General features: G+C 68.6%; 23 protein-coding genes. 15 read left to right on the forward strand and 8 right to left on the reverse strand.

Annotated elements, in window-relative coordinates; all coding sequences use genetic code 11:
• Positions 1-286: 286 nt before the first annotated feature.
• The 8 genes from ACCQ05_RS20130 to ACCQ05_RS20165 all read left to right on the forward strand — a co-directional run bounded on the left by ACCQ05_RS20130 (position 287) and on the right by ACCQ05_RS20165 (position 6,925).
• Positions 287-1,573 carry an allantoate amidohydrolase gene (locus tag ACCQ05_RS20130; protein ID WP_506191531.1) on the forward strand — a complete coding sequence of 429 codons (1,287 nt, stop codon included), beginning with the start codon at positions 287-289 and terminating at the stop codon, positions 1,571-1,573.
• The gene (locus tag ACCQ05_RS20135; RefSeq protein WP_372392251.1) at positions 1,563-2,819 is read left to right on the forward strand and encodes a pyridoxal-phosphate-dependent aminotransferase family protein; all 1,257 of its coding nucleotides are present in this window, start codon (positions 1,563-1,565) and stop codon (positions 2,817-2,819) included. Before ACCQ05_RS20130 ends, ACCQ05_RS20135 begins: the two co-directional genes overlap by 11 nt.
• Positions 2,816-3,706 (forward strand): allantoinase PuuE, encoded by an 891-nt coding sequence (gene puuE, locus ACCQ05_RS20140; RefSeq protein ID WP_372392252.1) that lies wholly within the window; start codon positions 2,816-2,818, stop codon positions 3,704-3,706. The genes ACCQ05_RS20135 and puuE overlap by 4 nt, the downstream gene beginning before the upstream one ends.
• Positions 3,703-4,098: an oxalurate catabolism protein HpxZ gene (gene hpxZ, locus ACCQ05_RS20145; protein ID WP_372392253.1), complete on the forward strand. Its 396-nt coding sequence runs from the start codon at positions 3,703-3,705 to the stop codon at positions 4,096-4,098. Before puuE ends, hpxZ begins: the two co-directional genes overlap by 4 nt.
• Entirely contained in the window at positions 4,095-4,586 is a 492-nt protein-coding gene (gene uraD / locus ACCQ05_RS20150; RefSeq protein WP_372392254.1) for a 2-oxo-4-hydroxy-4-carboxy-5-ureidoimidazoline decarboxylase, read from the forward strand. Before hpxZ ends, uraD begins: the two co-directional genes overlap by 4 nt.
• Positions 4,583-6,004: an FAD-dependent urate hydroxylase HpyO gene (hpyO, locus tag ACCQ05_RS20155; RefSeq protein WP_372392255.1), complete on the forward strand. Its 1,422-nt coding sequence runs from the start codon at positions 4,583-4,585 to the stop codon at positions 6,002-6,004. The genes uraD and hpyO overlap by 4 nt, the downstream gene beginning before the upstream one ends.
• Positions 5,974-6,333 carry a hydroxyisourate hydrolase gene (gene uraH / locus ACCQ05_RS20160; protein WP_104543044.1) on the forward strand — a complete coding sequence of 120 codons (360 nt, stop codon included), beginning with the start codon at positions 5,974-5,976 and terminating at the stop codon, positions 6,331-6,333. The genes hpyO and uraH overlap by 31 nt, the downstream gene beginning before the upstream one ends.
• 118 nt (positions 6,334-6,451) lie before the next feature.
• On the forward strand, positions 6,452-6,925 hold the full coding sequence (locus ACCQ05_RS20165; RefSeq protein WP_228962796.1) for a YehS family protein: 474 nt from the start codon (positions 6,452-6,454) through the stop codon (positions 6,923-6,925).
• A gap of 574 nt (positions 6,926-7,499) precedes the next feature.
• Here ACCQ05_RS20165 and ACCQ05_RS20170 read toward each other — a convergent pair.
• Complete coding sequence (locus ACCQ05_RS20170; RefSeq protein WP_372392256.1) at positions 7,500-9,617, reverse strand: methyl-accepting chemotaxis protein; 2,118 nt, start codon at positions 9,615-9,617, stop codon at positions 7,500-7,502.
• Positions 9,618-9,800: 183 nt separating this feature from the next.
• Here ACCQ05_RS20170 and hrpB point away from each other — a divergent pair, with 183 nt between their 5' ends.
• Both hrpB and ACCQ05_RS20180 read left to right on the forward strand, forming a co-directional pair.
• Positions 9,801-12,302: an ATP-dependent helicase HrpB gene (gene hrpB, locus ACCQ05_RS20175; RefSeq protein WP_372392257.1), complete on the forward strand. Its 2,502-nt coding sequence runs from the start codon at positions 9,801-9,803 to the stop codon at positions 12,300-12,302.
• A gap of 454 nt (positions 12,303-12,756) precedes the next feature.
• A complete protein-coding gene (locus ACCQ05_RS20180; RefSeq protein WP_104544324.1) occupies positions 12,757-13,188 on the forward strand; it encodes a hypothetical protein in 432 nt (143 codons plus the stop codon).
• Here ACCQ05_RS20180 and ACCQ05_RS20185 read toward each other — a convergent pair.
• The 3 genes from ACCQ05_RS20185 to ACCQ05_RS20195 all read right to left on the reverse strand — a co-directional run bounded on the left by ACCQ05_RS20185 (position 13,143) and on the right by ACCQ05_RS20195 (position 15,294).
• Positions 13,143-13,667, reverse strand: coding sequence for an alpha/beta fold hydrolase (locus tag ACCQ05_RS20185; RefSeq protein ID WP_372394197.1), 525 nt, complete (start codon positions 13,665-13,667; stop codon positions 13,143-13,145). The genes ACCQ05_RS20180 and ACCQ05_RS20185 overlap by 46 nt on opposite strands.
• A gap of 112 nt (positions 13,668-13,779) precedes the next feature.
• Positions 13,780-14,331 (reverse strand): pseudouridine synthase, encoded by a 552-nt coding sequence (locus tag ACCQ05_RS20190; RefSeq protein ID WP_372392258.1) that lies wholly within the window; start codon positions 14,329-14,331, stop codon positions 13,780-13,782.
• A 108-nt stretch (positions 14,332-14,439) separates the two neighbouring features.
• Positions 14,440-15,294: a class I SAM-dependent methyltransferase gene (locus tag ACCQ05_RS20195; RefSeq protein WP_372392259.1), complete on the reverse strand. Its 855-nt coding sequence runs from the start codon at positions 15,292-15,294 to the stop codon at positions 14,440-14,442.
• 233 nt (positions 15,295-15,527) lie between these two features.
• Between ACCQ05_RS20195 and ACCQ05_RS20200 the strand changes: the two genes are divergently transcribed.
• The 4 genes from ACCQ05_RS20200 (at position 15,528) to ACCQ05_RS20215 (ending at position 19,062) form a co-directional block, all read left to right on the forward strand.
• Complete coding sequence (locus ACCQ05_RS20200; protein WP_372392260.1) at positions 15,528-16,496, forward strand: aldo/keto reductase; 969 nt, start codon at positions 15,528-15,530, stop codon at positions 16,494-16,496.
• 91 nt (positions 16,497-16,587) lie between these two features.
• Positions 16,588-17,616 (forward strand): NADPH-dependent curcumin/dihydrocurcumin reductase, encoded by a 1,029-nt coding sequence (gene curA / locus ACCQ05_RS20205; RefSeq protein WP_372392261.1) that lies wholly within the window; start codon positions 16,588-16,590, stop codon positions 17,614-17,616.
• Between the two features lie 65 nt (positions 17,617-17,681).
• On the forward strand, positions 17,682-18,485 hold the full coding sequence (dkgB, locus tag ACCQ05_RS20210; RefSeq protein ID WP_372392262.1) for a 2,5-didehydrogluconate reductase DkgB: 804 nt from the start codon (positions 17,682-17,684) through the stop codon (positions 18,483-18,485).
• A gap of 274 nt (positions 18,486-18,759) precedes the next feature.
• Positions 18,760-19,062, forward strand: coding sequence for a hypothetical protein (locus ACCQ05_RS20215; RefSeq protein WP_372392263.1), 303 nt, complete (start codon positions 18,760-18,762; stop codon positions 19,060-19,062).
• Positions 19,063-19,205: 143 nt separating this feature from the next.
• On the opposite strand, the gene ACCQ05_RS20220 is transcribed toward ACCQ05_RS20215, so the two are convergent.
• Positions 19,206-19,622: a hypothetical protein gene (locus ACCQ05_RS20220; RefSeq protein WP_167394749.1), complete on the reverse strand. Its 417-nt coding sequence runs from the start codon at positions 19,620-19,622 to the stop codon at positions 19,206-19,208.
• A gap of 217 nt (positions 19,623-19,839) precedes the next feature.
• Between ACCQ05_RS20220 and ACCQ05_RS20225 the strand changes: the two genes are divergently transcribed.
• On the forward strand, positions 19,840-20,637 hold the full coding sequence (locus tag ACCQ05_RS20225) for a DUF2884 family protein (protein ID WP_372392264.1): 798 nt from the start codon (positions 19,840-19,842) through the stop codon (positions 20,635-20,637).
• A 130-nt stretch (positions 20,638-20,767) separates the two neighbouring features.
• Here ACCQ05_RS20225 and ACCQ05_RS20230 read toward each other — a convergent pair whose 3' ends face one another.
• The 3 genes from ACCQ05_RS20230 to ACCQ05_RS20240 form a co-directional block, all read right to left on the reverse strand.
• Positions 20,768-21,469 (reverse strand): alpha/beta fold hydrolase, encoded by a 702-nt coding sequence (locus ACCQ05_RS20230; protein ID WP_372392265.1) that lies wholly within the window; start codon positions 21,467-21,469, stop codon positions 20,768-20,770.
• Between the two features lie 168 nt (positions 21,470-21,637).
• On the reverse strand, positions 21,638-22,066 hold the full coding sequence (locus tag ACCQ05_RS20235; RefSeq protein WP_228962806.1) for an organic hydroperoxide resistance protein: 429 nt from the start codon (positions 22,064-22,066) through the stop codon (positions 21,638-21,640).
• A 112-nt stretch (positions 22,067-22,178) separates the two neighbouring features.
• On the reverse strand, positions 22,179-22,640 hold the full coding sequence (locus tag ACCQ05_RS20240) for a MarR family winged helix-turn-helix transcriptional regulator (protein ID WP_228962807.1): 462 nt from the start codon (positions 22,638-22,640) through the stop codon (positions 22,179-22,181).
• Positions 22,641-22,941 lie beyond the last annotated feature (301 nt).

Raw genomic sequence — 22,941 nt, forward strand, 5'->3', positions numbered from 1 at the left:
AGCAGCCTGGTCGTGGGCTACCCGGTGTTCCTGGCGATGGTGACGGTTGTCCATTCTCCTTGCCGCAGATCCGGCCGGCGCCTGCGCTGTCGCGTTTTTTGCAACGCCACCCTCGAAAAAAACCGCTTTGGGGCGACACGCCTGCCTTCGTATAGTCGAAACGACCGCCCTCCCGCCGTGGATCGGCCCCACGCCTTCCCTTTCAAGGACGCAGCATGTTCCCTTCCGCCACTGCGTTGGCCCTGCCGTGTGCAAGGCATCCGGATCGTTCCAGCCGGGCTGGCGCATGCTGAGTACAGCGGTTGCCGTCGATCAGGCAGCGTCCGGACAGGCGGCATCCGGCGCGCGCGCGGTGGCGCGTTGCGACCGGCTGGGCGCAGCGCCTTTCAGCGACACACCCGGTGGCCTGTTCCGCGCCTGGCTCAGTCCCGCACACCGCGCCGCGGTGGCGCAGGTGGGCGAGTGGATGCGCCAGGCCGGGATGCAGGTGCGGCTGGATGCGGCGGCCAACCTGATCGGACGCTACGAGGGCATGCACGCCAATGCACCGGCGCTGCTGATCGGCAGCCACCTGGACAGCGTGCGCGATGCCGGCCGCTACGACGGCCCGCTGGGCGTGCTGCTCGGCATCGAGTGCGTGGCCGCACTGCAGGCGCAAGCGCGCCGGCTGCCGTTCGCGATCGAAGTGATCGCCTTCGGCGACGAGGAGGGCTCGCGCTTTCCGGCGTCCATGTTCTGCAGCCGCGCGGTGGCCGGCACGCTCGATGCGACCACGTTGACGGTGAGCGACGCGGCCGGCATCGATGTCGCCAACGCGTTGGCAGAGTGGGATCTGGACATCGCGCAGATCCACCACGCCGCGCGCGCGCCGGGCAGCGTAGTGGCGTATCTGGAGACGCATATCGAACAAGGCCCCGTGCTCGAAGCCGAAGGCCTGCCGGTGGGTATCGTCACTGCGATCGCCGCGCAGCGTCGTTTCGCGCTGCGCTTCGACGGCCGCGCCGGGCATGCCGGTACCACCACGATGGCGCTGCGTCGCGATGCCTTGAGCGCTGCGGCCGAAGCGCTGTTGGCGATCGAACGCATCGCGCGCGATGGCGGCAACGGTCTGGTCGCCACCGTCGGCAAACTGCAGCTCGCCCCCGGTGCGGTCAACGTGGTGCCCGGCCGGGTGGACTGCACGCTGGACGTGCGCGCCGGCGACCACGCCACCCGCGACGCCGCGGTGCACGCGATCGAACACGCACTGGACCGCATCGGCGGCGAACGCGGCATTGCGATCGCCATCGAGTCGCTGCAGACCCTGGCCGCCAGCCCCTGCGCACCGGCGCTGATGGCCCGGCTCGAACAGGCCGTCGCCGCGCAAGGCATCGCCCCACGGCGGCTGGTCTCCGGCGCCGGCCACGATGCGATGACGATGGCCGCGCTGTGCCCGACCGCCATGCTGTTCGTGCGCTGCGCCGGCGGCGTCAGCCATCATCCGGACGAACACGTCGACCCGGCCGACGCCGAGGTCGCGCTGGCGGTCATGCGCCACTTCATCGATCACCTGGGAGCGCCCCTTGTCACCTGACCTGCGTCACCTGCACACCTTCGCCGAACTCGATCCGCCACAGCGGCTGCTGATGGGCCCCGGCCCGGTCAATGCGCATCCGCGCGTGCTGCGCGCGATGGCCGCCGACCTGCTGGGGCAGTTCGACCCGGAGATGACCGGCTACATGAACGAGGTGATGGCGCTGTACCGGCCGCTGTTCGGCACCGATAACCGCTGGACGTTCCTGGTCGACGGCACCGCTCGCGCCGGCATCGAAGCGGCGCTGGTGTCGCTGGTGCAACCGGGCGACCGCGTGCTGGTCATCGACTTCGGCCGCTTCGGCCTGTTGCTCACCGAAATCCTGCAGCGCCTTGGCGCGCAGGTGCACAGCGTGGACGCGCCCTGGGGCGAGGTGGTGCCACAGCAGGCCATTGCCGAGGCGATCGAACGCGTGGCACCCAGGCTGGTGGCCACCGTGCACGGCGACACCTCCACCACCATGGCGCAGCCGCTCGACGGCCTGGGTGCGCTGTGTCGCGCCGCCGGTGCGCTGAGTTACGTGGATGCCACCGCCACCCTCGGCGGCATGGAGATCGCCGCCGACCGCTGGGGCGTGGACGTGGTCACCGGTGGCCTGCAGAAATGCCTGGGCGGGCCCTCCGGCTCGGCGCCGATCACCGTATCCGAGCGCGCGGCCGAGGCCATCTTTGCGCGCCGCCATGTCGAGCGTGGCATCGTGCGGGCCGACATCGCCAATGGCAGCGGCCCGCGCATCGCCTCCAATTATTTCGACCTGGCGATGATCATGGATTACTGGTCGGACAAGCGCCTCAATCACCACACCGAAGCCACCACCATGCTCTACGGCGCACGCGAATGCGCCCGCGTGGCATTGCAGGAAGGCCTGCCCGCACGCTTCGCCCGCCACGCCGCCGCCGGCCGCGCGGTGAGCGCGGGCGTACGCGCGATGGGGCTGGAGGTGTTCGGCAGCGATGCGCACCGCATGACCAACGTCACCGGCGTGGTGATTCCGCCGGGCATCGACAACGATGCGGTGCGCCGGCGCATGCGCGAGGATTTCGAAATCGAGATCGGCACCGCGTTCGGCCCGCTGCAAGGCAAGATCTGGCGCATCGGCGCAATGGGCTACAACGCGATGAAGCACAAGGTGCTGATCACCCTGGCCGCGCTGGAAGCGGTGCTGCGTGCCGAAGGCTACGCCTGCACGCCGGGCCTGGCAGTGGAGGCCGCGCTGGCGGCCTGGCACGCGGAGCCTGTGGCATGAGCGCCGCGCGCGACCTGGTCGGCTACGGCGCCACGCCGCCGGCCGCGCACTGGCCCGCTGGCGCGCGCATTGCCGTGCAGTTCGTGATCAACTACGAAGAAGGCGCGGAGAACTGCGTGCTCAACGGCGATGCCGGCTCGGAGGCGTTCCTGTCGGAAATGGTCGGTGCGCAAGCGCAACCCGGCGCACGCGCCATGGCGATGGAAAGCCTCTACGAATACGGCAGCCGCGCCGGCTTCTGGCGGCTGCACCGGCTGTTCGCCGCGCGCGGCGTGCCGGTCACCGTGTTCGGCGTGGCCAACGCGTTGGCGAGCAATCCCGAGGCGGTGGCGGCGATGCAGGCCGCCAACTGGGAAATCGCCAGCCACGGTCTGCGCTGGATCGACTACCAGCAGGTGGATGAGGCCACCGAGCGCGCGCATATCGCCAAGGCCATCGCCGTGCACACCCAGGTCACCGGCAGCCGCCCGCTGGGCTGGTACCAGGGCCGCACCAGTCCCAATACCGCGCGCCTGATCGCCGAGGAAGGCGGCTTCTTCTACGACGCCGACAGCTACGCCGACGATGTGCCGTACTACGACCGCCGCCACGGCCGCGCGCAGTTGATCGTGCCGTACACGCTGGATGCCAACGACATGAAATTCGTCGCCTATAACGGGTTTGCCGATGGCGAACCGTTCTTCCGCTACCTGCGCGATGGCTTCGAGCAGTTGCGCAGCGAAGGCGGGCGCATGCTCTCGATCGGCCTGCACGGGCGCATCGCCGGCAAGCCGGCGCGTGCCGCGGCGCTGGCACGCTTCGTCGATCACGTCTTGGCCAGCGGCGATGCGTGGGTGGCGCGACGCATCGATATCGCCCGCCATTGGCTGCAGGTGCATCCGGCATGAGTATCGATGCATCGCAGATCGATCTGCCCGAGGTGATCGCGCAAGTGACTGCTGCCTTCCACGCCTACGAGGACGCCTTGATGCGCGACGACATCGCCGCAATGGATGCGCTGTTTCATGCCGCGCCCAGCACCGTGCGCTACGGGGTGGGCGAGGTGCTGTATGGCATTGAGGCGATCCGCGCGTTTCGCATCGGCCGTGGCGGCTCGCCGCAGCGCCGGCTCACGCATGTCGAGGTGCATGGCTTCGGCCAGGATCTGGCCACCACCCATGCCGAATTCGAGCGCGAGGGCAGCAGCGCGCGCGGCCGCCAGAGCCAGAGCTGGGTGCGCTTTGCCGATGGCTGGAAGGTGGTGGCCGCGCACGTCTCGCTGCAGGGGAGCCACGCATGAGCGTGACCGACGATCCCGTGCTGGACGATGCGGCGTTCGTCGCGCGCTACCGCGAGCTGTTCGAGCACTCGCCCTGGGTGGTGGAGCGCGCGGCGCGCCGGCGCCCCTTCGAGGACCTGCACCGCGGCTTGATGCAGGTGGTGGTGGAGGCCTCGGCCGAGGAGCAGATCGCGTTGATCCGCGCGCATCCCGAACTGGCCGGCAAGGCCGCGGTCGATCGCACGCTCACCGCCGCCTCCACCGCCGAACAGGCCTCGGCCGGGCTGGATCGGCTCAGCGAGGCCGAGTTCCAGCGCTTCCACGCGCTCAACCAGGCCTACCGGCATCGCTTCGGTTTTCCGTTCGTGATCTGCGTGCGGCTGCACGACAAGGCCGGCATCCTGGCCGCGCTGGAACGCCGCCTGGATGCATCGCGCAACGAAGAGATTTCCACCGCCCTCGCCGAGATCGGCAAGATCGTGCAGCTGCGCCTGGAGGCATTGCCATGAGCCTGGCCCAGCTCGAACGCGACCTCGCCCGCGACCTGCAACGCCTGGCCCACGGCGGCGATGCCTGGGTGGCCCCGCGCGTGCATCCGGCCGGGCATGTCTACGACGCCATCATCGTCGGCGCCGGCCAGAGCGGCCTGGGCGCGGCCTTCGCGCTGCAGCGCGAGCGCGTGCACAACGTGCTGGTCATCGACGAAAACCCGGCCGGCCAGGAAGGCCCCTGGGTGACCTACGCGCGCATGCAGACGCTGCGCACGCCCAAGCAGATCACCTCGATCGACCTGGGCGTGCCGTCGCTGACCTTCCGCGCCTGGTGGGAAGCGCAGCACGGCGCCGCCGCCTGGGACGCGCTGGACAAGATTCCGCGCGGCAGCTGGATGGACTACCTGCGCTGGTACCGCGCGGTACTGCGGCTGCCGGTGCGCAATGCCACCCGGCTGGTGCGGGTGGAGCCGGACATCGCACCCGGCATCCACCGCCTGCATCTGGCGATGGGGGCACCGCTGCTGACCCGCAAGCTGATCCTGGCCACCGGCATCCAGGGCGGCGGCCAATGGGTGGTGCCCGACTGGATCGCCCACGCCCTGCCCGCGCATTGCTACGCGCACACTTCCGGCCACATCGATTTCGCCGCGCTGGCCGGCAAGCGCGTGGGCATCCTGGGCGGCGGCGCATCGGCGTTCGACAATGCCTGTTTCGCGCTGGAGCAAGGCGTCGCCAGTGCCGAGGTATTCGTGCGTCGCAGTGAGCTGCCGCGCATCAACCCGTTCCGGCACATGGAGCAGGCCGGCATCATTCCGCGCTTTCTCGCCCTGCCCGATGCGGACAAGTACCGCATGATGGCCAGCTTCTTCGCGCACAACCAGCCGCCCACCAACGACACCTTCCAGCGCGCCTGCGCGCATACCGGCTTCGCCCTGCACCTGGGCGCGCCGTGGCGGGAGGTGGCCGAGCGCGACGGCGCGGTGGTGGTGCGCACGCCGCAGGGCGACCACCGCTTCGATTTCCTCGCCATCGCCACCGGCCTGGTCACCGACCCGCAGCTGCGCCCGGAGCTGGCCGCGCTGTCCGGGCGCATCGCCTGCTGGGCCGACCGCTACCAGCCGCCGCCGGGCCAGGCCAATCCGGTGCTGGATGCCCATCCCTACCTGGGGCCGGGCTTCGAACTGCTGCCGCGCACGCCAGAGGATGCCGCGCTGCTGCACGGCCTGTTCGCCTTCAACTATTCGGCGCTGATCAACCACGGCCCCTCGGCCGCGGCGCTGTCCGGGCTGAAGGTGGCACTGCCGCGGCTGGCGCGCGCGGTGGCCGACCAGCTGTTCCTGGACGACCGCCAGGCCATCGTCGATGGCTACCTGGCCTACGACCAGCCGGAATTCGTCGGCCAGTGGCCGCAACCCACCCAGGCGGTGGCATGAGCACGCTGTCCACCCACGTGCTGGATACCGCGCTCGGGCGTCCGGCCGCTGGCGTGCCGCTGCGCCTGTTCGCCGGCGACACGCTGCGGCTGGAGGCGGTCACCAATCCCGATGGACGCTGCCCGGCGCTGGCGGCGCTGGCGTTGTCGCCCGGCCGCTATCGGCTCGAATTCGATGTGGCCGCCTATTGGCGCAGCCTCGGCACCCCGCTGGCCGACCCGCCGTTCCTGGAGCAGGTACCGATCGCCTTCGGCATCGCCGACGACGGCCATTACCACGTGCCGCTGCTGCTCTCGCCCTATGGCTACTCGACCTATCGCGGCAGTTGAGCGCGCGGTGCGCAGCCGACCGGGCACTGCCGTGCCCGCGCCGGCGTGTAAGGCTTGTTTCACTCCGGCCCCGTAGACTATGCGCTTTCCGGCCACGGGCCGGGGCTCCGGAATGGTCATGATCCACAACGATGTACTGCGCAGCATCCGCTACATGCTCGACCTCAGCGACGACAAGGTGGTGGAGATCACCCACCTGGCCGACCCCGGGTTCGCGCTCGACAAGCCGCAGGTGCAGGCCTGGCTGAAGAAGGAAGACGAGCCCGGTTTCGCGCCCTGCACCGATGCGATGCTGGCGCGCTTCCTCGATGGCCTGGTGCTGCGTTTCCGTGGCCGCGACGAAAGCCAGCCGCCACGCCCGCTGGAAACCCGCGTCGGCAACAACCTGGTGCTGAAGAAGCTGCGCGTGGCCTTCGAACTGAAGGACGTGGACATGCACGCCATCTTCGCCAGCGCCGGCTTCCCGCTGTCCAAGCCGGAACTGTCGGCGCTGTTCCGCCAGCCCGGCCACAAGAACTTCCGCCCCTGCGGCGACCAGCTGCTGCGCGCCTTCCTCAAGGGCCTGACCGCGCGGGTGCGCGAAGCCGGTTGAGCTGTGAAATGGAGATTGGCCTGATGCGGCGGGCCTGACGGCACCGCGGTGCGATGTCCTGGTTGTTCGATTAACCACCCGCCACTCTCTGCTGCGGCGTTCTCGTCGATTGCAGGACCATTGGCGGTCTGGATGCCGCCATCGAGCCGCCACGGATGGATTTACCGCGTGTAGCGCAAGCGGTGAGGGCACTGCGCCCTGGACGCTGCGCGTTTGCTGCAGGGCCCTTGCCCGCCCACCATCGCAGGACACGCTGCAAGTCGCTCCATGTAAGCTCTTTGGCGGCATGCCGCCAACGGTCCCGCGACGGTAAACGAGCAAGGACCAATGGAGAGTGCCGGTGTGCACGGTGGCAAGCACTGCACGAGCTGCTTCCGATCAGCTGGCTGTCGTGTCGCTCTGCGACCGCCACCAGCAAGGACACGCAGCCTGCAAGGCGCTCGGCCTTTTGCTTAGCGACCGACCGACATTCGGTGTGCGTTGCCCTCGACCAACCAGCGACCAACCAGGCGTTTGACCTGGCTGTTGGCTGCATCCAAAGGCATGGCGGGCGTGCATGACCTGTGGTCCTGTGTCATGCCGCAGCCGCCAGGCGCGGTGTGCGTGCATCCAGGCGGAACACCGCTACCGCTTCGCTCAGCTCCACTGCCTGTTCTTCCATCGCACGCGCGGCCGCCGAGGCTTCTTCCACCAGTGCCGCATTGCGTTGGGTGGTCTCGTCCATGTCGTTGACCGTGCGTGCAACCTGTTCGATGCCGGCCGACTGCTCGCGCGAGGCGGCGGAGATCTCCGCGATCAACGTGGTGACCTGCTGCACCGACTGCACGATGTCCTGCATCGTGCGTCCGGCCAGTTCCACCCGCGCGCTGCCGCGCGCCACGCTGTCCACCGAGGCATCGATCAACTGCTTGACCTCCTTGGCCGCGCCGGCCGAACGCTGCGCCAGCGCACGCACTTCTGAGGCCACCACGGCAAAACCGCGGCCCTGTTCGCCGGCACGTGCGGCTTCCACCGCGGCGTTCAAGGCCAGGATATTGGTCTGGAAGGCGATGCCGTCGATGACGGAGATGATCTCGGCGATCTTCCTGGACGAGCCTTCGATCTCGCCCATGGTATCGACCACGCTGGCCACCATTTCACCGCCACGGCCGGCGATCTCGGCCGCGGCCTGCGCGCCCCGGCTGGCCTGCTGCGCGGTCTCGGCGTTCTGCCGCACGGTGGAGGTCAGTTCTTCCATCGAGGCCGCGGTTTCTTCCAGGTTCGCCGCCTGCTGTTCGGTGCGCTGGGCCAGGTCGTTGTTGCCGGCGGCGATTTCCGCCGATGCGGTGCGGATGGTCTGCGCCGCCAGCGTGATGTCGCCGACGATATCGGTCAGGCGCTGCACGGTGGCATTGGCGTCGTCGCGCATCCGCGCGAACACGCCCTGCTGGTTGCCGTGCATGCGCGCGGTCAGGTCGCCATCGGCAATGGCCTTGAGCAACTGCGACAACTCGGCCAGGTTGAGGTCCACGTTCTGCATCAAGCCATTGAGGCCCTCGACCATGCCGCGGAATTCGAACTGATACGCGTCGGCGTTGCCGCGGGTGGCGAAGTCGCCAGCGGCGGCGGCGTCCACCAGGCCGCGGATTTCGCCATTGATCGCGGCCAGGTTGCGCTTGGTGGTGTCCATGGCCTCGGTGATCTGGGCCTTTTCGCCGGGCAGGCGCGGCATGTCCACCGACATGTCGCCCACCGCGTAATGCTGCATCACCTGCAGCATGGTACCGATCAGGCCGACCTGCGCACCGATCAGGCTGTTGGTGTTGTCCACCATGCGGCCGTAGGCACCAGGAAAGGCCTGTGCATCCATGCGGTAGCTCATCTGCCCGGCATCGTGGCGCTGGGCCATGTCCGCCTGTGCGCTGGAGACATCGGCCAACGTGGTGACCACCTGCCCCATCGCCTGGCCGAGCAGGCCGATCTCGTCGCGCGTGGCGACCGCCGCGCGCGCCGACAGATCCCCGGCCGCCACCAGGCGCGCCGCCTGTGCAACGGTTTCGATCGGACGCACGATCGCGCGGCGTATCCACCACCCCAGCACCACCACCAGGCACAGCGCTGCGGCGATGGTGGCAACAGCCGAATACACCAGCTTGCGCTGCGCCGACTGCGAGCCGGCCAGCACCGCCGCATCGGCCAGCATCTTGCTGCGCTGGACCAGCGCTTCGAGCGTGTGGCTGGGCGCGCGGTCCTGGCCCTTGACCAGTTGGTCGCCCACCTGGGTGTCGTAACCGGCGGCAGCGAACTTGCCCAGCGCCGCTTCGTAGTTGGCCTGCAGGCCCAGGTGCGCGGTGGCGAAGTCCTGCGCCAGCGCGCGGACCTGCGGATCCTGCGCCGCCTTGGCCAGCGCCTCGGTGCTGGCTTGTACCTTCTTGCCCTGCTCGCGGAAGGCTGTCAGATGCTTGTCCAGCTGCGCCGGGTCGCGCCCGCGGATCAGCACGTTCTTCCACTCCTGCACCTGCAGGCGGAAATCGCGGGTGATCTCTTCGCTGCTGGAGGCTTGCGCGACCTCTGGCGGCACCTTGCCCGACAGGCTCAGCCAGGCCGTACCCAGGCCGCCGAGCGCGCACAGCAGGATGACAGCCAGGCCCAACGCAAGCGCGCCCAGCAGTTTGCTTTGCAGGCTGACGAACTTCGGCATGGTGGAGGACATGGTGAATTCAGTCGGAGGAGTTGTGAGGGTTATCGACGTGCCGGCCCGGCTCTGAAGCCGGCACAGGACCGGGACGGGCGCGATGGCGACGGACCGGCGCCATCCGGTGCGCATTCCCCGACAGCCTTCACCCGCGTACCCGACCATCGTGCAGGCGGCCACCCGCGGCGTATCCTGCCGCGCATGAATGACCCCGCGTTTCCGATCGCCCCACTGCTGCCCCAGCTGCTCGGCAGCTTGAACACGCATCCGCGGCTGGTGCTCGAGGCTCCGCCCGGCGCCGGCAAGACCACCCAGGTGCCGCTGGCGCTGCTGGATGCGCCCTGGCTGGCCGGGCGCCGCATCGTGATGCTGGAGCCGCGCCGGGTGGCCGCGCGCAGCGCCGCGCTGTTCATGGCGCGCCAGCTGGGCGAGCCGGTCGGCGAGACCGTGGGCTACCGCATCCGCTTCGAGAACAAGACCTCCGCACGCACCCGCATAGAAGTCGTCACCGAAGGCATCCTGACTCGGATGATCCAGGACGACCCCATGCTGGAGCGGGTGGGCGCGCTGCTGTTCGACGAATTCCACGAACGCCATCTGGCCGGCGACCTGGGCCTGGCGCTGGCGCTGGATGTGCAGGCGCAGGTGCGCGATGACCTGCGCATCGTGGCGATGTCGGCCACGCTCGATGGCGAACGCCTGGCCGGCTTTCTGGACGCGCCCCGGCTCAGCAGCGCCGGGCGCAGCTTTCCGGTGGAGATCGCGCATTTTCCGGCGCGCCGCGACGAGGCCACGGAGCCGCAGGCACGCCGTGCGGTGGAACATGCGCTGGCGGCCCATCCCGGCGATGTGCTGGTGTTCCTGCCCGGCCAGCGCGAGATCGCGCGGGTACAGGCCGCGCTGGACGACGTCCTGGACCCGGCCATCCAGGTGCTGCCGCTGCACGGCGAACTCTCGGTGGAGGCGCAAGGCCAGGTGCTGCAGCCGGACCCGCAAGGCCGTCGCCGCGTGGTGCTGGCCACCAACGTGGCCGAATCGTCGGTGACCCTGCCGGGGGTGCGCGTGGTGATCGACAGCGGCCAGGCGCGCGAGCCGCACTACGATCCCAACAGCGGATTCTCGCGGCTGGATGTGGTGACCATCGCTCAGGCCTCGGCCGACCAGCGCGCCGGCCGCGCCGGGCGCGTGACCAGCGGCTGGGCCTACCGGTTGTGGCCGCAGTCGCAGCGGCTGGAGCCGCAGCGGCGTGCCGAGATCACCCAGGTGGAGCTGGCCGGGCTGGCGCTGGAACTGGCCGCCTGGGGCAGCGATGCGCTGCGCTTTGTCGATGCGCCGCCCGCCGGCGCCCTGGCCGCCGCACGCGAACTGCTGCAGCGCCTGGGCGCCCTCAGCGACGGTGGCGGCGTCACCGCGCTGGGTCGCCGCATGCTGGCGCTGGGCACGCATCCACGCCTGGCCGCCATGCTGGTGCAAGCCGGCGACGCGACGCGCCTGGCCCTGGCCTGCGATCTGGCCGCGTTGCTGGAGGCGCGCGATCCGCTCCGGCAGGGGGGCGATGGCCTGCCCGCGCGCTGGCGTGCCCTGGCCGCGTTCCGCCAGGGCCGCAGCGCGCCCGACGCCAACCGTGGCGGCCTGGCCGCCATCGACAGCGCCGCCAAGCAATGGCGCCGCCGGCTGCGCTGCGACACCGCCCCGCCGGCCAGCGTGGAAGCGCATGTGTTGGGCGACCTGCTATCGCATGCCTTCCCCGACCGCATCGCCGCCCGCCACCCGGCCGACCCGCTGCGCTACCAGCTGGCCAATGGCCGCAGCGCGCGCCTGTTCGACCATAGCGACCTGCGCGGCGAACCCTGGCTTGTGGCCAGCGAACTGCGTTACGAGGCCAAGGACGCCTTGCTGCTGCGGGCCGCACCGGTGGACGAGACCTACCTGCGCGCCAGCCTGCCCGAGCGCTTCGTGCAACAGGACGTGGTGCAGTGGGACGCGGACAAGCGCGCCCTCATCGCACGCCGGCAGTCCAGCTTCGACCGCATCGTGCTGGACAGCCGCCCCGCCGGCCGCGTCGACCCGGCGCAGGCCGCCAGCGCCCTGACCGAAGCGGTGCGCCAACTCGGCCTGGACGCCCTGCCCTGGACCGAGACCCTGCAGCAATGGCGGGCCCGCGCGCTGTCGCTGCGGGTGTGGATGCCCGAGCTGGACCTGCCCGACCTCACCGATGCGGCGCTGCTGGCCACGCTGGACAGCTGGCTGCGCCCGGCCTTCGCCGGCAAGACCCGGCTCGACGCGCTGGAGGACGCCAGCCTGGGCGAAGCGCTCAAGGCCGCCCTGCCCTGGGAGCGCCGCCAGGCCATCGACCGTCACGCCCCCACCCGCATCCCGGTACCATCGGGCATGGAGCGGCAGATCCACTACGCGCTCGACCACGCCCAGCACCCGCTGCCACCGGTGCTGGCGGTCAAGTTGCAGGAACTGTTCGGCCTGGCCGACACCCCGCGCATCGCCGACGGCCGCATCCCGCTCACGCTGCACCTGCTCTCCCCGGGCGGCCGTCCGCTGCAGGTGACCCAGGACCTGAAGAGCTTCTGGGCCACCACGTATCCGGATGTCCGGAAAGAGATGAAGGGACGGTATCCGCGGCATCCGTGGCCGGACGATCCGTGGACCGCCACGGCCACCCACAGGGCAAAGCCACGCGGCACCTGATGTGAGCCCTTCTCCCCTGAGGCGAGAAGGCGCGGCACGCGCGCCACTGGCGCGTGTGCCTTGGAGCGCCTGCGCCGCACGCACGCGCGGGCCGGGACGCAGAGCAGAGGTTGGGGTGAGGGTACGGGCGAAGCCGTAGTAGCGTCACTTCTGAAGGCGCGTGACGACGCGTTTTTCGTTCCAGGCACTGGCAAATGCCTGAGGCGTACCCTCATCCGCCCCTTCGGAGCCCTTCTCCCCCAGGGAGGGGGACAATGTCCGATGGGGGAAGGGACTTTCAACGTCGACACCGGTCAAGTTTCAGACCTCCGTCGCTTGCGGGACAAGCACCCGTCGCAGCGGTGTACAGCGTCCTTCCTAACCGCGAGCCAAACAGCGCCCGATCCCGCTAACACCGTCTATACGCACCAGCCCACAGACTGCGTCCCACGTACTCAGAAAGGAAACGCCCCCAATGAGCAAGCTGACTGTCATCACCGAACGCGCCCTGGAGCGTGCCCTGGAACTGGCAGGCAATGCCGGCGACCATCTGCGTCATGCCGCCTCCAATGCTGGCGACCAGGCCCGCCATGCGGGCAGCAGCCTGCGTAGCTTCGGCCCCGGCGCCAGCGAGTGGCTGAAGACCGGCGCCGCCCTGGGCGCAGTGCGCACCGGCGGCAAGGTCGCCAGCAAGCTGGTCAAGCGCAACCCGGCCGTCACGGTGGCTGCCGCCGTCGCAGGCCTGGGCCTGATCGGCTATGCCGTCTACCGCAAGCGTCAGCGCGATCAGCAGACCCTCGGCGGCAACGTGCACCGCCTGGATCGCGAACACGCCAGCAATGCCAGCGCGCGTCGTGCGGCCTACCAGCGCCGCGCTGCAGTGACCCCGAGCGACGGCATCGAGTAACACGCCAGCCTCGCGCGTTCCCCGACGCCACGGCGCCCTGCCGTGGCGTTTGTGTGTGTAACGCCTGTGTGTAATGCCCGCTTCGCCGCGCAGGATGGCTGTCTTGCCGTCCCGGTCAGTGGCGGCGGCAGGAGGCAGTGCAACACGGCGCCGCCGACGGAGTGGCCGGCCACATGCACCTTCGGCGCACCGATGCCACGGATATGGGCGGCTACATGATGGGATTGATCGAGCAGCGTCAGGCCGTCGAGATCGCGGTCGCGCTGCTGGTCATAGCCGATGAGATCCGGCGCATGGACCTCCACACTGGCGAACCGGGCGAGGATCATCGGATCGCGGAGGTGGCCGAACAGCCTGTGTACGAGAACGATCGGCTGTGAGATGGGGAGCGTCATGCAGCCGACTCCATGCGCGCGATGGCGTGAGCGCAACGCGTGCACCGATGCTCGCGCTTGAATCGGGCAACAGTCGCGCAACATCGGCAAATTGCGCAGCCGTCTGCCGGGCACGCGCAGCGGCCGGAACACGCCGCCGGAGCGTGGCGCGGTACCGGCGATTGCCAGCGCCCGACAGCACTGGCGGCAGGGAATGCTAACGGGCCGCCGGCTCCAGCTGGCGCCATTGTCCCGGTGCCAGGTCGTCCAGCCGATAGCCGCCGATCGCCACACGCACCAGCCGCAAGGTCGGCAATCCCACCGACGCGGTCATGCGCCGCACCTGGCGGTTGCGTCCTTCGGTGATGCGCAGCTCCAGCCATGCATCGGGCACGGTCTTGCGCACGCGCACCGGCGGATCGCGCGGCCATAGCTGCGGCGCCGGCTCCAGCCTGCGCACCTGCGCCGGCCGGGTGGGTCCGTCGTTGAGCAGCACGCCGTCGCGCAAGGCCTGCAGCTGCGCCGCATCGGGATCGCCTTCCACCTGCACCCAGTAGGTCTTGGGCTGCTTGTGGCGCGGGTCGGTCAGCCGATGCGCGAGCGCGCCGTCATCGGTCAGCAGCAACAGGCCTTCGCTGTCATGGTCCAGGCGGCCTGCCGCATACACATCGGCAGGCAGGCCGAATTCGGCCAGGGTGCGCTTGGGCGGTTGCGAGCGGTCGCTGAATTGCGACAGCACGCCATGGGGTTTGTTCAACAGCACCAGCATGGACAGTCCGTTACGAAAGCGCCGCAGAGGCGGCTGCGCCACCATCGCAGCACCGCGCCGCAGCCTGCATGCCGTTCGCAGGTTGCGAACGGCATGCGGGCCCAGCGATCACTGCTTGACGAACTTCAGCGTCATGCGGTCGCTTTCGCCGATCGCCTTGTACTTGGCATCGTCGGCGGCATCGTGGTTGTTGCTCGGCGGCAGCGTCCACACGCCACCGGGATAGTCCTTGGTGTCGCGCGGGTTGGCGTTGAGCTCGCTCTCGCCGGCCAGTTTGAAGCCGGCCGCTTCGGCCATCGCAATCACCTGCGCCTGGCCCACGTACCCGCTCTTGTCGTCGGCCGGCACATCGGCCTTGGCGCGATGCTCGACCACGCCGAGCACGCCGCCGGGCTTGAGCACCTTGTAGAAGCCGGCGAACATCGCCTCGGCAGTGCCGGCCATGCGCCAGTTGTGCACGTTGCGGAAGGTCAGCACCAGGTCGGCCGAGTTGTCCACGCCGAACGACGGCGATTTGGGCACATACGACACGAACGACGGCTTGCCGTAGATGTCCGGCTTGGCCTTGAACTTCTTTTCCAGCTCGTCGCGGGCGCGCTGGGCATAGTCGCTCGCGCGCCCCTCGGCAGCGGACGCCGGATCGACCACGGCCGCCACGTACTTGCCCTTCTGCCGCAGGTAAGGCGCCAGGATTTCCGAATACCAGCCGCCGCCCGGGGTGATCTCGATGACGGTCTGGGTGGGCTTGATGCCGAAGAACGCCAGGGTCTGGCCGGGATGGCGATACTGGTCGCGCTGCACGTACACGCGGTCGCGCCAGTTGCCGTCGATGGCAGCCTGCAGCGCGGCATCCGGCGCAGGCAGGCTGGCGCTGTCGGCCGGCTTCATCGCCATCGCCAGCGGCGCACTCATCGCCACCATGACACCCATCACACACGCACAGGCCAGCTTGTTGCCGATCATCGCAGCGCCCTCTTCCAGGTAAAAAGTAGCGCGAGCCTAGCATGCGGCCCACGGCCTGCCATGTGCCCGAATCGCAGCGCTCCACACCGACGCCTGCGAACGCGATCGCCGAGTTGTTCAAATCCTGTGAGCCGACCGCTGCGATCGGCGGAACGCTGAATCCACATCGGTGTCACACGCATCATCGGCACGCATGACTATCCTGTCGGCAGTTCGAATCAGGAGCATCCGTGATGACTCACCCCCGCGCACTGGGCCGCTCCGGCCTGCAGGTTCAACCCATCGTCTTCGGTGGCAATGTGTTCGGCTGGAGCGCCGATGAGGCGACCTCGTTCGCGTTGCTGGACGCCTTTGTCGATGCCGGCTTCAATCTGATCGACACCGCCGATGCCTACTCCGGCTGGGTGCCCGGCAACCGCGGTGGCGAATCGGAAACCATCATCGGGCGCTGGCTGGCACGCAGCGGCAAACGCGACAAGGTGCTGATCGCCACCAAGGTCGCCAAATGGAGCGAACACCCCGGGCTGTCGCCGGACAATATCGCCGCTGCCGTGGAGGATTCGCTCACCCGCCTGCAGACCGATGTGATCGATCTGTACCAGGCGCACGAGGACGACGAATCGATTCCGCTGGAAGCCACGCTGGCTGCGTTCGGGCGGCTGATCGAACAAGGCAAGGTGCGCGCGATCGGCGCGTCCAATTATAGTGCCGCACGCCTGCGCGATGCGCTGGACATCTCCGAGCAGTACGCCCTGCCGCGCTACGAGAGCCTGCAGCCGGAATACAACCTCTACGACCGCGCCGGCTACGAAGCGGAACTGGAACCGCTGGCACGCGAGCGCGAACTGGGCGTGATCAGCTATTACTCGCTGGCCAGCGGCTTTCTCACCGGCAAGTACCGCAGCGCCGACGACGCCGGCAAGAGCAGCGCGCGCGGCGCCTCGGTGGTCAAGCAGTACGTCAATCCGCGTGGGCTGCGCATCCTGCAGGCACTGGACGACCTGGCCGCCACCCATCGCGCAACCCCGGCGCAGATTGCGCTGGCCTGGCTGATCGCACGCCCGGGGCTGACCGCACCCATCGTCAGCGCCACCAGCGTGGACCAGTTGCACGACGTGCTGGCGGCCGCGCAGCTGTCGCTCAGCGCCGAGCAGATCGCACAGCTGGACAGCGCCAGCGCGCCGGAACCGGCGGCGGCATAACGCACCGCCTCATCACGCACTCCCGCGCGCAGCCGCCCCGCGGCTGTGCGCCCATTGCCGCGCTCGCGCGGCACCGTTGCGAGGAACTCCCATGTCATCGATCACCAATCGCCGCGTCGTGCTGGCCTCGCGCCCGCAGGGCGAACCCAGCGCAGACAACTTCCGCATCGAAGAGCTCAGCCTGCCGCCGACCGGGCACGACCAGATCCTGGTACGCAACCGCTTCCTGTCGCTGGATCCGTACATGCGCGGGCGCATGGACGACGGCCCCTCCTACGCCGCACCGGTGGCCATCGATGCAGTGATGGAAGGCGGCACCATTGGCGAAGTCATTCAATCGCATCATGCCGATTACCAGCCCGGCGATCTGCTGGTCCTGCCCGGCGGCTGGCAGACCCACACGCTGCTGACACCCGCCACACCGCTGCGCAAGCTGCCCAAGGACGACAGCCTTCCGCTGAGCACCGCGCTCGGCGTCTACGGCATGCCCGGCTTCACCGCGTATGCCGGCCTGCACGAAATCGGCAAGCCACAGGCCGGCGAAACGCTGGTGGTGGCCGCAGCCAGCGGGCCGGTCGGCGCCACGGTGGCGCAGCTGGCACGGCTGCAGGGCCTGCGCGTGGTGGCCATTGCCGGTGGCGAAGAAAAAGTGCGGTATCTGCGCGAATCGCTGAAGGTGGACGTGGCGCTGGATCACCGCGCCGACGACTTCGCCGCACAGCTGCGCGCGGCCACGCCCGACGGCATCGATATCTACTTCGAGAATGTCGGTGGCAAGGTGTTCGATGCGGTGCTGCCGCAACTCAACGATTTCGCACGCCTGCCGATCTGTGGCGTGATCGCCACCTACAACAGCCGCGGCCAGGTGCTGCCGGGCCCGGATCGCCTGCCCGAGTTCATGGGCCTGATCCTGCGCAAGCGCCTGACCGTGCGCGGCTTTATCCAGCACGATTTCATCCGTCTGATGCCGGCCTTCCTGCGCGAGATGGGTCAATGGCTGCGCGAGGGCAAGATCCAGTACCGCGAACACGTGCTGCACGGCCTGGACAGCGCCCCGCAAGGCCTGATCGACGTATTGCGCGGCAAGAACTTCGGCAAGGCCGTCGTCGCACTCGACTGACATCGCCTCGGCCACGCCGGGCGCGCGCGTCCACCAATCCCCAATCCCGTTACCCAAGGAACACAATGACTGTCCCCGCATTCGGCCTCGGCACTTTCCGTCTCAAGGACCAGGTCGTCATCGACTCGGTGCGCAATGCACTGGAACTGGGTTACCGCGCCATCGATACCGCACAGATCTACGACAACGAGGCGCAGGTGGGCCAGGCCATCATCGCATCCGGCGTGCCGCGCGATCAGCTGTACCTGACCACCAAGATCTGGGTCGATAAATTCGCGCGCGACGCGCTGATTCCCAGCCTGCAGGAAAGCCTGCGCAAGCTGGGCACCGACCATGTCGACCTCACCCTGATCCATTGGCCTTCGCCAAAGGACCAGGTGCCAATGCGCGAGTACCTGGAAGCCCTGGCCGATGCGAAGGCACAAGGCCTCACGCGCGCCATTGGCGTGTCCAATTTCACCATTGCGTTGATCAGGCAGGCCATCGAGATCCTGGGCGCCGAAGCGATCGCCACCAACCAGATCGAGGTGCATCCGTATCTGCAGAACCGCACCCTGATCGCGTTCCTGCGTGAGCAGGGAATCCACGTCACCTCCTACATGACGCTGGCCGTGGGTGAGGTGTTGAAGGATCCGGTGATCCTGGCCATTGCCGCGCGCCACGCGGCCACGCCGGCGCAAGTCACGTTGGCCTGGGCCCTGCAGCAGGACTATTCGGTGATCCCGTCTTCGACCAAGCGGGCAAACCTGGAGAGCAATCTCAAGGCGCAGGCGCTGCAGTTGAGCGAGCAGGACATGGCCGAGATCGCCGCACTCGATCGCGGGCAGCGCCTGGCCAATCCCAAGGCCATTGCACCCGATTGGGACTGACAACGCGCAACACCGCGCCACCACTGCGTGGCGTGAGTCGTCCGGCAGTGCACAGCGCAAGGAACGCCCGATTGGCCATGTACGCGCGTCCGGGGCGTCTGCCGAGCCCGTCTGATGGCAAGGCGATGGGACTACGGCGGTGCTGCTGCCGGCCCCATCCATGGCCCGACAGGCGCCAGCGTGCGATGACCGCTCGTCGTCGCACGTTGGTGAGCGAGGACAGGCGCTGCTACGGTGCCGGCACAGGGGTCGTCTGGCTCACGGAGTCCTGCCCATGCATCGCGCATCCGTTCTGACCCGCCGCGACATCGACGTCGACGCAGAGATCGCCTACTGGCGCGATGTCCACGCCGAAGGCCATCTGGGCGGCTACAATTTCGCCGATTACGCCCGCGTGCTGACCCTGGGCTACGACATCTACCTGGCCTACCCGCGCGCCACCGAAGCGCAGCTGTATCGCGTACTGCAGGACGGGTATTACCACTACCAACCGGTGCTGTCGGTGCCGTGGGATCAGGCGCGCTGGATCGTGCGACATGCCTGGCGGCATATGGAAGAGGCCAGCGCGCTGCATTGAGCGTTGATCGAAGCCGCTGTCGTTGGCAACGGTGCAGTGGTACTGCCCCGGGCTGCGCACGGAGGCAACGGAGGTCGTGGAACAGGCTGCCCGATGCCGCCTGCGCGTCGCCGGGGCGTCCGCACAGCCGTTGGTCGGCGTGCCTAGTTCAACTGCACCGGCGCCACTGCCTGCCGATCGATGCGGTGCTTTTCCGCCAGGGCCTGCATGCCCTGCAGTGTGGAGGCAATCAGGCTCGCGTAGCGCAACCGCCACAGCGTGGCGCGGTCGTTGTCGTCGTGGGTGCTGCCCAGTCCGTCCAGGACCTGCGGCAGGCGGCGGTCCGCCAGCGCCGAGGCGGCCAGATAGGGCTTGTCGGGCGCAATCACATCCACCGGCGCGCGCCAGTCGTTGGCGACCTGGCGGGCGATGCCGGCCAGGTGGGACAGCTGGTGCATGCCGATCAGCGTCTCGTGCAGCATCTCGCGGCACGCCCATTGCCACAGCGCCACCTTTTCCGACGGGTCCTGGGCAATCTCGGTCAGCGCCAGGTCCACCTTTTCGATACGTGAGTCGAGCATTGCTGAGCTCCGATGCTGCTGTGCAACATAATTCACACCATCGGCCGTGAGAATCAAGTGAGCCGGCCGTTCGAAAGATGTCAGCGTGCGGATGCTCGACCCGGTTCACGCTTCGGATGGACCGTGATCGGCTGGCACCGCCGGCCTCCTGACTTCCTGCCCATGCACTTTGCCTGGCCGTGCGTGATGCTGCAGTCCCCGTCCAGCGGCCACCCGCATGCGCCTTGTTCTCGTGCCGCTTGTGCTGCTGGCCACCTGCGCGGCGCATGCCCAGCCGGCCGCGCCGATACTGTCCTCCCGCCAATGCGCGGTGAGCACGTCTTACGACGTCCTGGCCGATGGCGGCGGGATCTGGCTGCGTCGCAAGCAGGGCGCACCGCGCGAGATCTTCTTCCATGGCGGAGAACTCAACGTGGACCGCCAGCCGCAGCCGGTCAGCGCCGCCGACGCGCAGCGCTTGCGCGAGCTCGAACAACGCACCCGCGCTTTGATGCCGGCGGTGACCTCCATTGCGCATTCGGTGGTGGACATCACCTTCGATGCACTGGGCGGGGTGGTGCACGTGCTGTCCGGCAGCGCGCGCCAGCAGCGCAAGGTCGAGCGGCTGCGGACCGGCGCGCTGGCGCAGGTCGATGCCAGCCTGGGACGCGGGCGCTGGGAACAGGAGCTGTTCGATGCGCGTTTCGAAGCCAGCGTCGAGCACGCCGCCGAAGACCTGGCCGGCAGCCTGAGCCGCAGCGTGATGTGGACGGTGATGACCGGCCGCACCGCGCAGCTGGAGCAACGCAGCGCCCAACTCGACACGGGGCTGGAACAGCAGATGCAGCAGCGCAGTCAAGCGCTGGAGGCACAGGCGCAGGCGGTGTGCGTGCAGGCGCAGGCGTTGTACGCCATCCAGCAGTCGCTGGACTATCGCTTTGGCGGCGAATCGCTGCAGATGCTGGAACTCACCCCGCCTGCGCACGGCGACGACGCGCCAGCAGCGGGCACCATCGTGGCCGCAACCGCGCAATAGGCGCAACGCAGGTGGGTGGGTGGGTTGCCGTGTGCAGTGGCGCCACGCGCAAGACTGCGTTGCAGATCCTTGCGGGCACGCTTCACTGATGGCCTGACCAGGAATCGAACCCGGCCCCGTGCGCCGCCGCCTAGCGCAGCAGCCACTCCCGCAACGCCTGCGACACCGCCTGCGGTTGCTCCAGCGGCGACAGGTGTCCGCACATGGGCAGCTGCACCAACTGTGCCTGTGGCGACAGTGCCGCCATTTCTTCATGCAGGGCCGGTGGGGTGATCGCATCGTCCGCACCGCACAGGACCAGCATCGGCCCGGCATAGGCGCGCAGCACCGCGCGGCCATCGGCGCGCTGCAGGCGGTTCTGGCGCAGGAAGACCTCCACGCCCAGCCGCTGGGTCATGCCGCGCACGCGCTCCAGCAGGGCCTCGTCCTGCCAGCGCGAGGGATGCACGTAGCGGCGCATCAGCCGTTCGCCGAATCCGTGGAACGCGCTGCCGGCACGGACGCTGGCTTCCTGGACACGCCGCTGCGCGATGCGCTCGGGCGTATCGGCACGTGCCGATGTATCCAGCAAGGCCAATCGCTCGATCCGCTCGGGCGCGATGCGCAGCAGTTCCTGGGCGACATAGCCGCCCAGCGAAAAACCGGCCAGCGCAAACCGTGCAGGTACCTGGTCGAGCAACTGCAAGGCCAGCGTGCGCATGTCGTCGGCGCCGGTCAGGTCGCCGACCACGCACTCGGCCAGATCGGCCAGCGCAATGCGCTGCGCCTGCCACAGGTCGGCGTCGTTGAGCAGCCCAGGCAGCAACAGGAGGGTGGGACGTGCTGCGCTCATGCGACGGCAGGTCCGGACGATGGCGGGACTGATGACGGTGTCATCGTTGCAGTGTGACGCGCCTGCACGGCCGACGAAATGGCCAAGGCGTCAATGCCAACGGCCCGACGCATGCGCCGGGCCGTTGGCTGACATCGCCGTGCGCATGGCGCACGGCACAGGCCCGCATCAGGCCAGGGTCAGGGTGACGTCGATGTTGCCGCGGGTGGCGTTGGAGTACGGGCAGACCTGGTGCGCCTTGTCGACCAGCGCCTGCAGCTCGGCCTTGTCCATGCCCGGCACGGCGATACGCAGTTCGACCGCGATACCGAAACCGCCCGGGATCTGGCCGATGCCGACGCTGCTGTCGATGCTCACTTCGCCCGGCAGCTTGAGCTTGTCCTGCGCCGCCACGGCCTTCATCGCACCGATGAAGCAGGCCGCGTAGCCGGCCGCGAACAGCTGCTCGGGATTGGTGCCATCGCCGCCGGCGCCGCCGAGTTCGCGCGGAGTGGACAGCTTGGCATCCAGCGCCTTGTCCGAGGACACGGCACGGCCTTCGCGGCCGCCGGTGGCAGTGGCGTGGGCGGTGTAGAGGATCTTTTCGGGTGAGGCCATGGTGGTTCTCCAGGGTTGAGCGCAGTGCGCGTTGAAGACAGTGAAGAGGGATGACTGCAGGTGCGTGAGCGTCTGCGGTCCAGGGTGGATGTGCGGTGCTGCCGGTGACCGGCTAGGCCGTGCCAAGGCCGGTCCGGAGCTTTTCCAAGTCGTGCTTGAGTTGGCGCAATTCGTCCAGCGAGCAGGCCGAGGCGCACAGCACCTGCTCGGGCACGCCGCCGGCCTTGCTGCGCAGCGCGCGCCCAGCGTCGGTCAGCGCAATGATGACCTGGCGTTCGTCGCTGGCCGCACGGGTGCGCGTCACCAGGCCGGCGGCCTGCAGCCGCTTGAGCAAGGGCGTCAGCGTGGCCGAATCCAGATACAGCCGCTCGCCGATCTCCGACACGCTGCGGCCGTCGGTCTCCCACAGCACCAGCATCACCAGGTACTGCGGATAGGTGAGATCGAGCGCCTTGAGCAGCCCGCGATAGAGCTTGTGCATCGCCAGGTTGGCCGAATACAGCGCAAAGCACAGCTGGTGGTCGAGCTGCAGCAGCGCGTCGGTGCGGGCGGCCTTGGTGGGTGCGGTGTCCATGGCTGCAATTTACATAGCGCGCTATTTAATTTCAAGCGACTTTTTGACTGGGACCTGAGCGGAAGGCCCGCCGGATTCGTCATCCCTGGACCATAGGCCACGGTGCGTTATTGCGCTGGGTGCAGCAGATTTACATCGGTCGCCTTGGGCCATGCCCGGCATGCAGTCAACGATGGTGCAATGCCCAGGTTGCGGCCGCCTGTCGCGGCGGCCACTCGCTGCCGGACGCAACGCCCTCACGCAGGTGCGTCGTCGCAGCCGAAGCCGGCCACGCCTGCCGATGTCCTGGCCGACCGGGCGG

Origin of the sequence: Xanthomonas sp. NCPPB 3582, from assembly GCF_041475735.2 — a bacterium.
Lineage (GTDB): Bacteria > Pseudomonadota > Gammaproteobacteria > Xanthomonadales > Xanthomonadaceae > Xanthomonas > Xanthomonas codiaei.

Bases quoted from the DNA above. Each gene is read 5' to 3' on its own strand.
- ACCQ05_RS20220 (WP_167394749.1), bottom strand. From the start codon at position 19,622: ATGCTCGACTCACGTATCGAAAAGGTGGACCTGGCGCTGACCGAGATT.
- puuE (WP_372392252.1), top strand. From the start codon at position 2,816: ATGAGCGCCGCGCGCGACCTGGTCGGCTACGGCGCCACGCCGCCGGCC.
- ACCQ05_RS20225 (WP_372392264.1), top strand. From the start codon at position 19,840: ATGCGCCTTGTTCTCGTGCCGCTTGTGCTGCTGGCCACCTGCGCGGCG.
- hrpB (WP_372392257.1), top strand. From the start codon at position 9,801: ATGAATGACCCCGCGTTTCCGATCGCCCCACTGCTGCCCCAGCTGCTC.
- ACCQ05_RS20215 (WP_372392263.1), top strand. From the start codon at position 18,760: ATGCATCGCGCATCCGTTCTGACCCGCCGCGACATCGACGTCGACGCA.
- ACCQ05_RS20195 (WP_372392259.1), bottom strand. From the start codon at position 15,294: ATGATCGGCAACAAGCTGGCCTGTGCGTGTGTGATGGGTGTCATGGTG.
- ACCQ05_RS20185 (WP_372394197.1), bottom strand. From the start codon at position 13,667: ATGTTGCGCGACTGTTGCCCGATTCAAGCGCGAGCATCGGTGCACGCG.
- ACCQ05_RS20190 (WP_372392258.1), bottom strand. From the start codon at position 14,331: ATGCTGGTGCTGTTGAACAAACCCCATGGCGTGCTGTCGCAATTCAGC.
- ACCQ05_RS20165 (WP_228962796.1), top strand. From the start codon at position 6,452: ATGATCCACAACGATGTACTGCGCAGCATCCGCTACATGCTCGACCTC.
- hpxZ (WP_372392253.1), top strand. From the start codon at position 3,703: ATGAGTATCGATGCATCGCAGATCGATCTGCCCGAGGTGATCGCGCAA.
- ACCQ05_RS20170 (WP_372392256.1), bottom strand. From the start codon at position 9,617: ATGTCCTCCACCATGCCGAAGTTCGTCAGCCTGCAAAGCAAACTGCTG.
- ACCQ05_RS20130 (WP_506191531.1), top strand. From the start codon at position 287: ATGCTGAGTACAGCGGTTGCCGTCGATCAGGCAGCGTCCGGACAGGCG.
- ACCQ05_RS20200 (WP_372392260.1), top strand. From the start codon at position 15,528: ATGACTCACCCCCGCGCACTGGGCCGCTCCGGCCTGCAGGTTCAACCC.
- ACCQ05_RS20180 (WP_104544324.1), top strand. From the start codon at position 12,757: ATGAGCAAGCTGACTGTCATCACCGAACGCGCCCTGGAGCGTGCCCTG.
- hpyO (WP_372392255.1), top strand. From the start codon at position 4,583: ATGAGCCTGGCCCAGCTCGAACGCGACCTCGCCCGCGACCTGCAACGC.
- ACCQ05_RS20230 (WP_372392265.1), bottom strand. From the start codon at position 21,469: ATGAGCGCAGCACGTCCCACCCTCCTGTTGCTGCCTGGGCTGCTCAAC.
- curA (WP_372392261.1), top strand. From the start codon at position 16,588: ATGTCATCGATCACCAATCGCCGCGTCGTGCTGGCCTCGCGCCCGCAG.
- dkgB (WP_372392262.1), top strand. From the start codon at position 17,682: ATGACTGTCCCCGCATTCGGCCTCGGCACTTTCCGTCTCAAGGACCAG.
- uraD (WP_372392254.1), top strand. From the start codon at position 4,095: ATGAGCGTGACCGACGATCCCGTGCTGGACGATGCGGCGTTCGTCGCG.
- ACCQ05_RS20240 (WP_228962807.1), bottom strand. From the start codon at position 22,640: ATGGACACCGCACCCACCAAGGCCGCCCGCACCGACGCGCTGCTGCAG.
- ACCQ05_RS20235 (WP_228962806.1), bottom strand. From the start codon at position 22,066: ATGGCCTCACCCGAAAAGATCCTCTACACCGCCCACGCCACTGCCACC.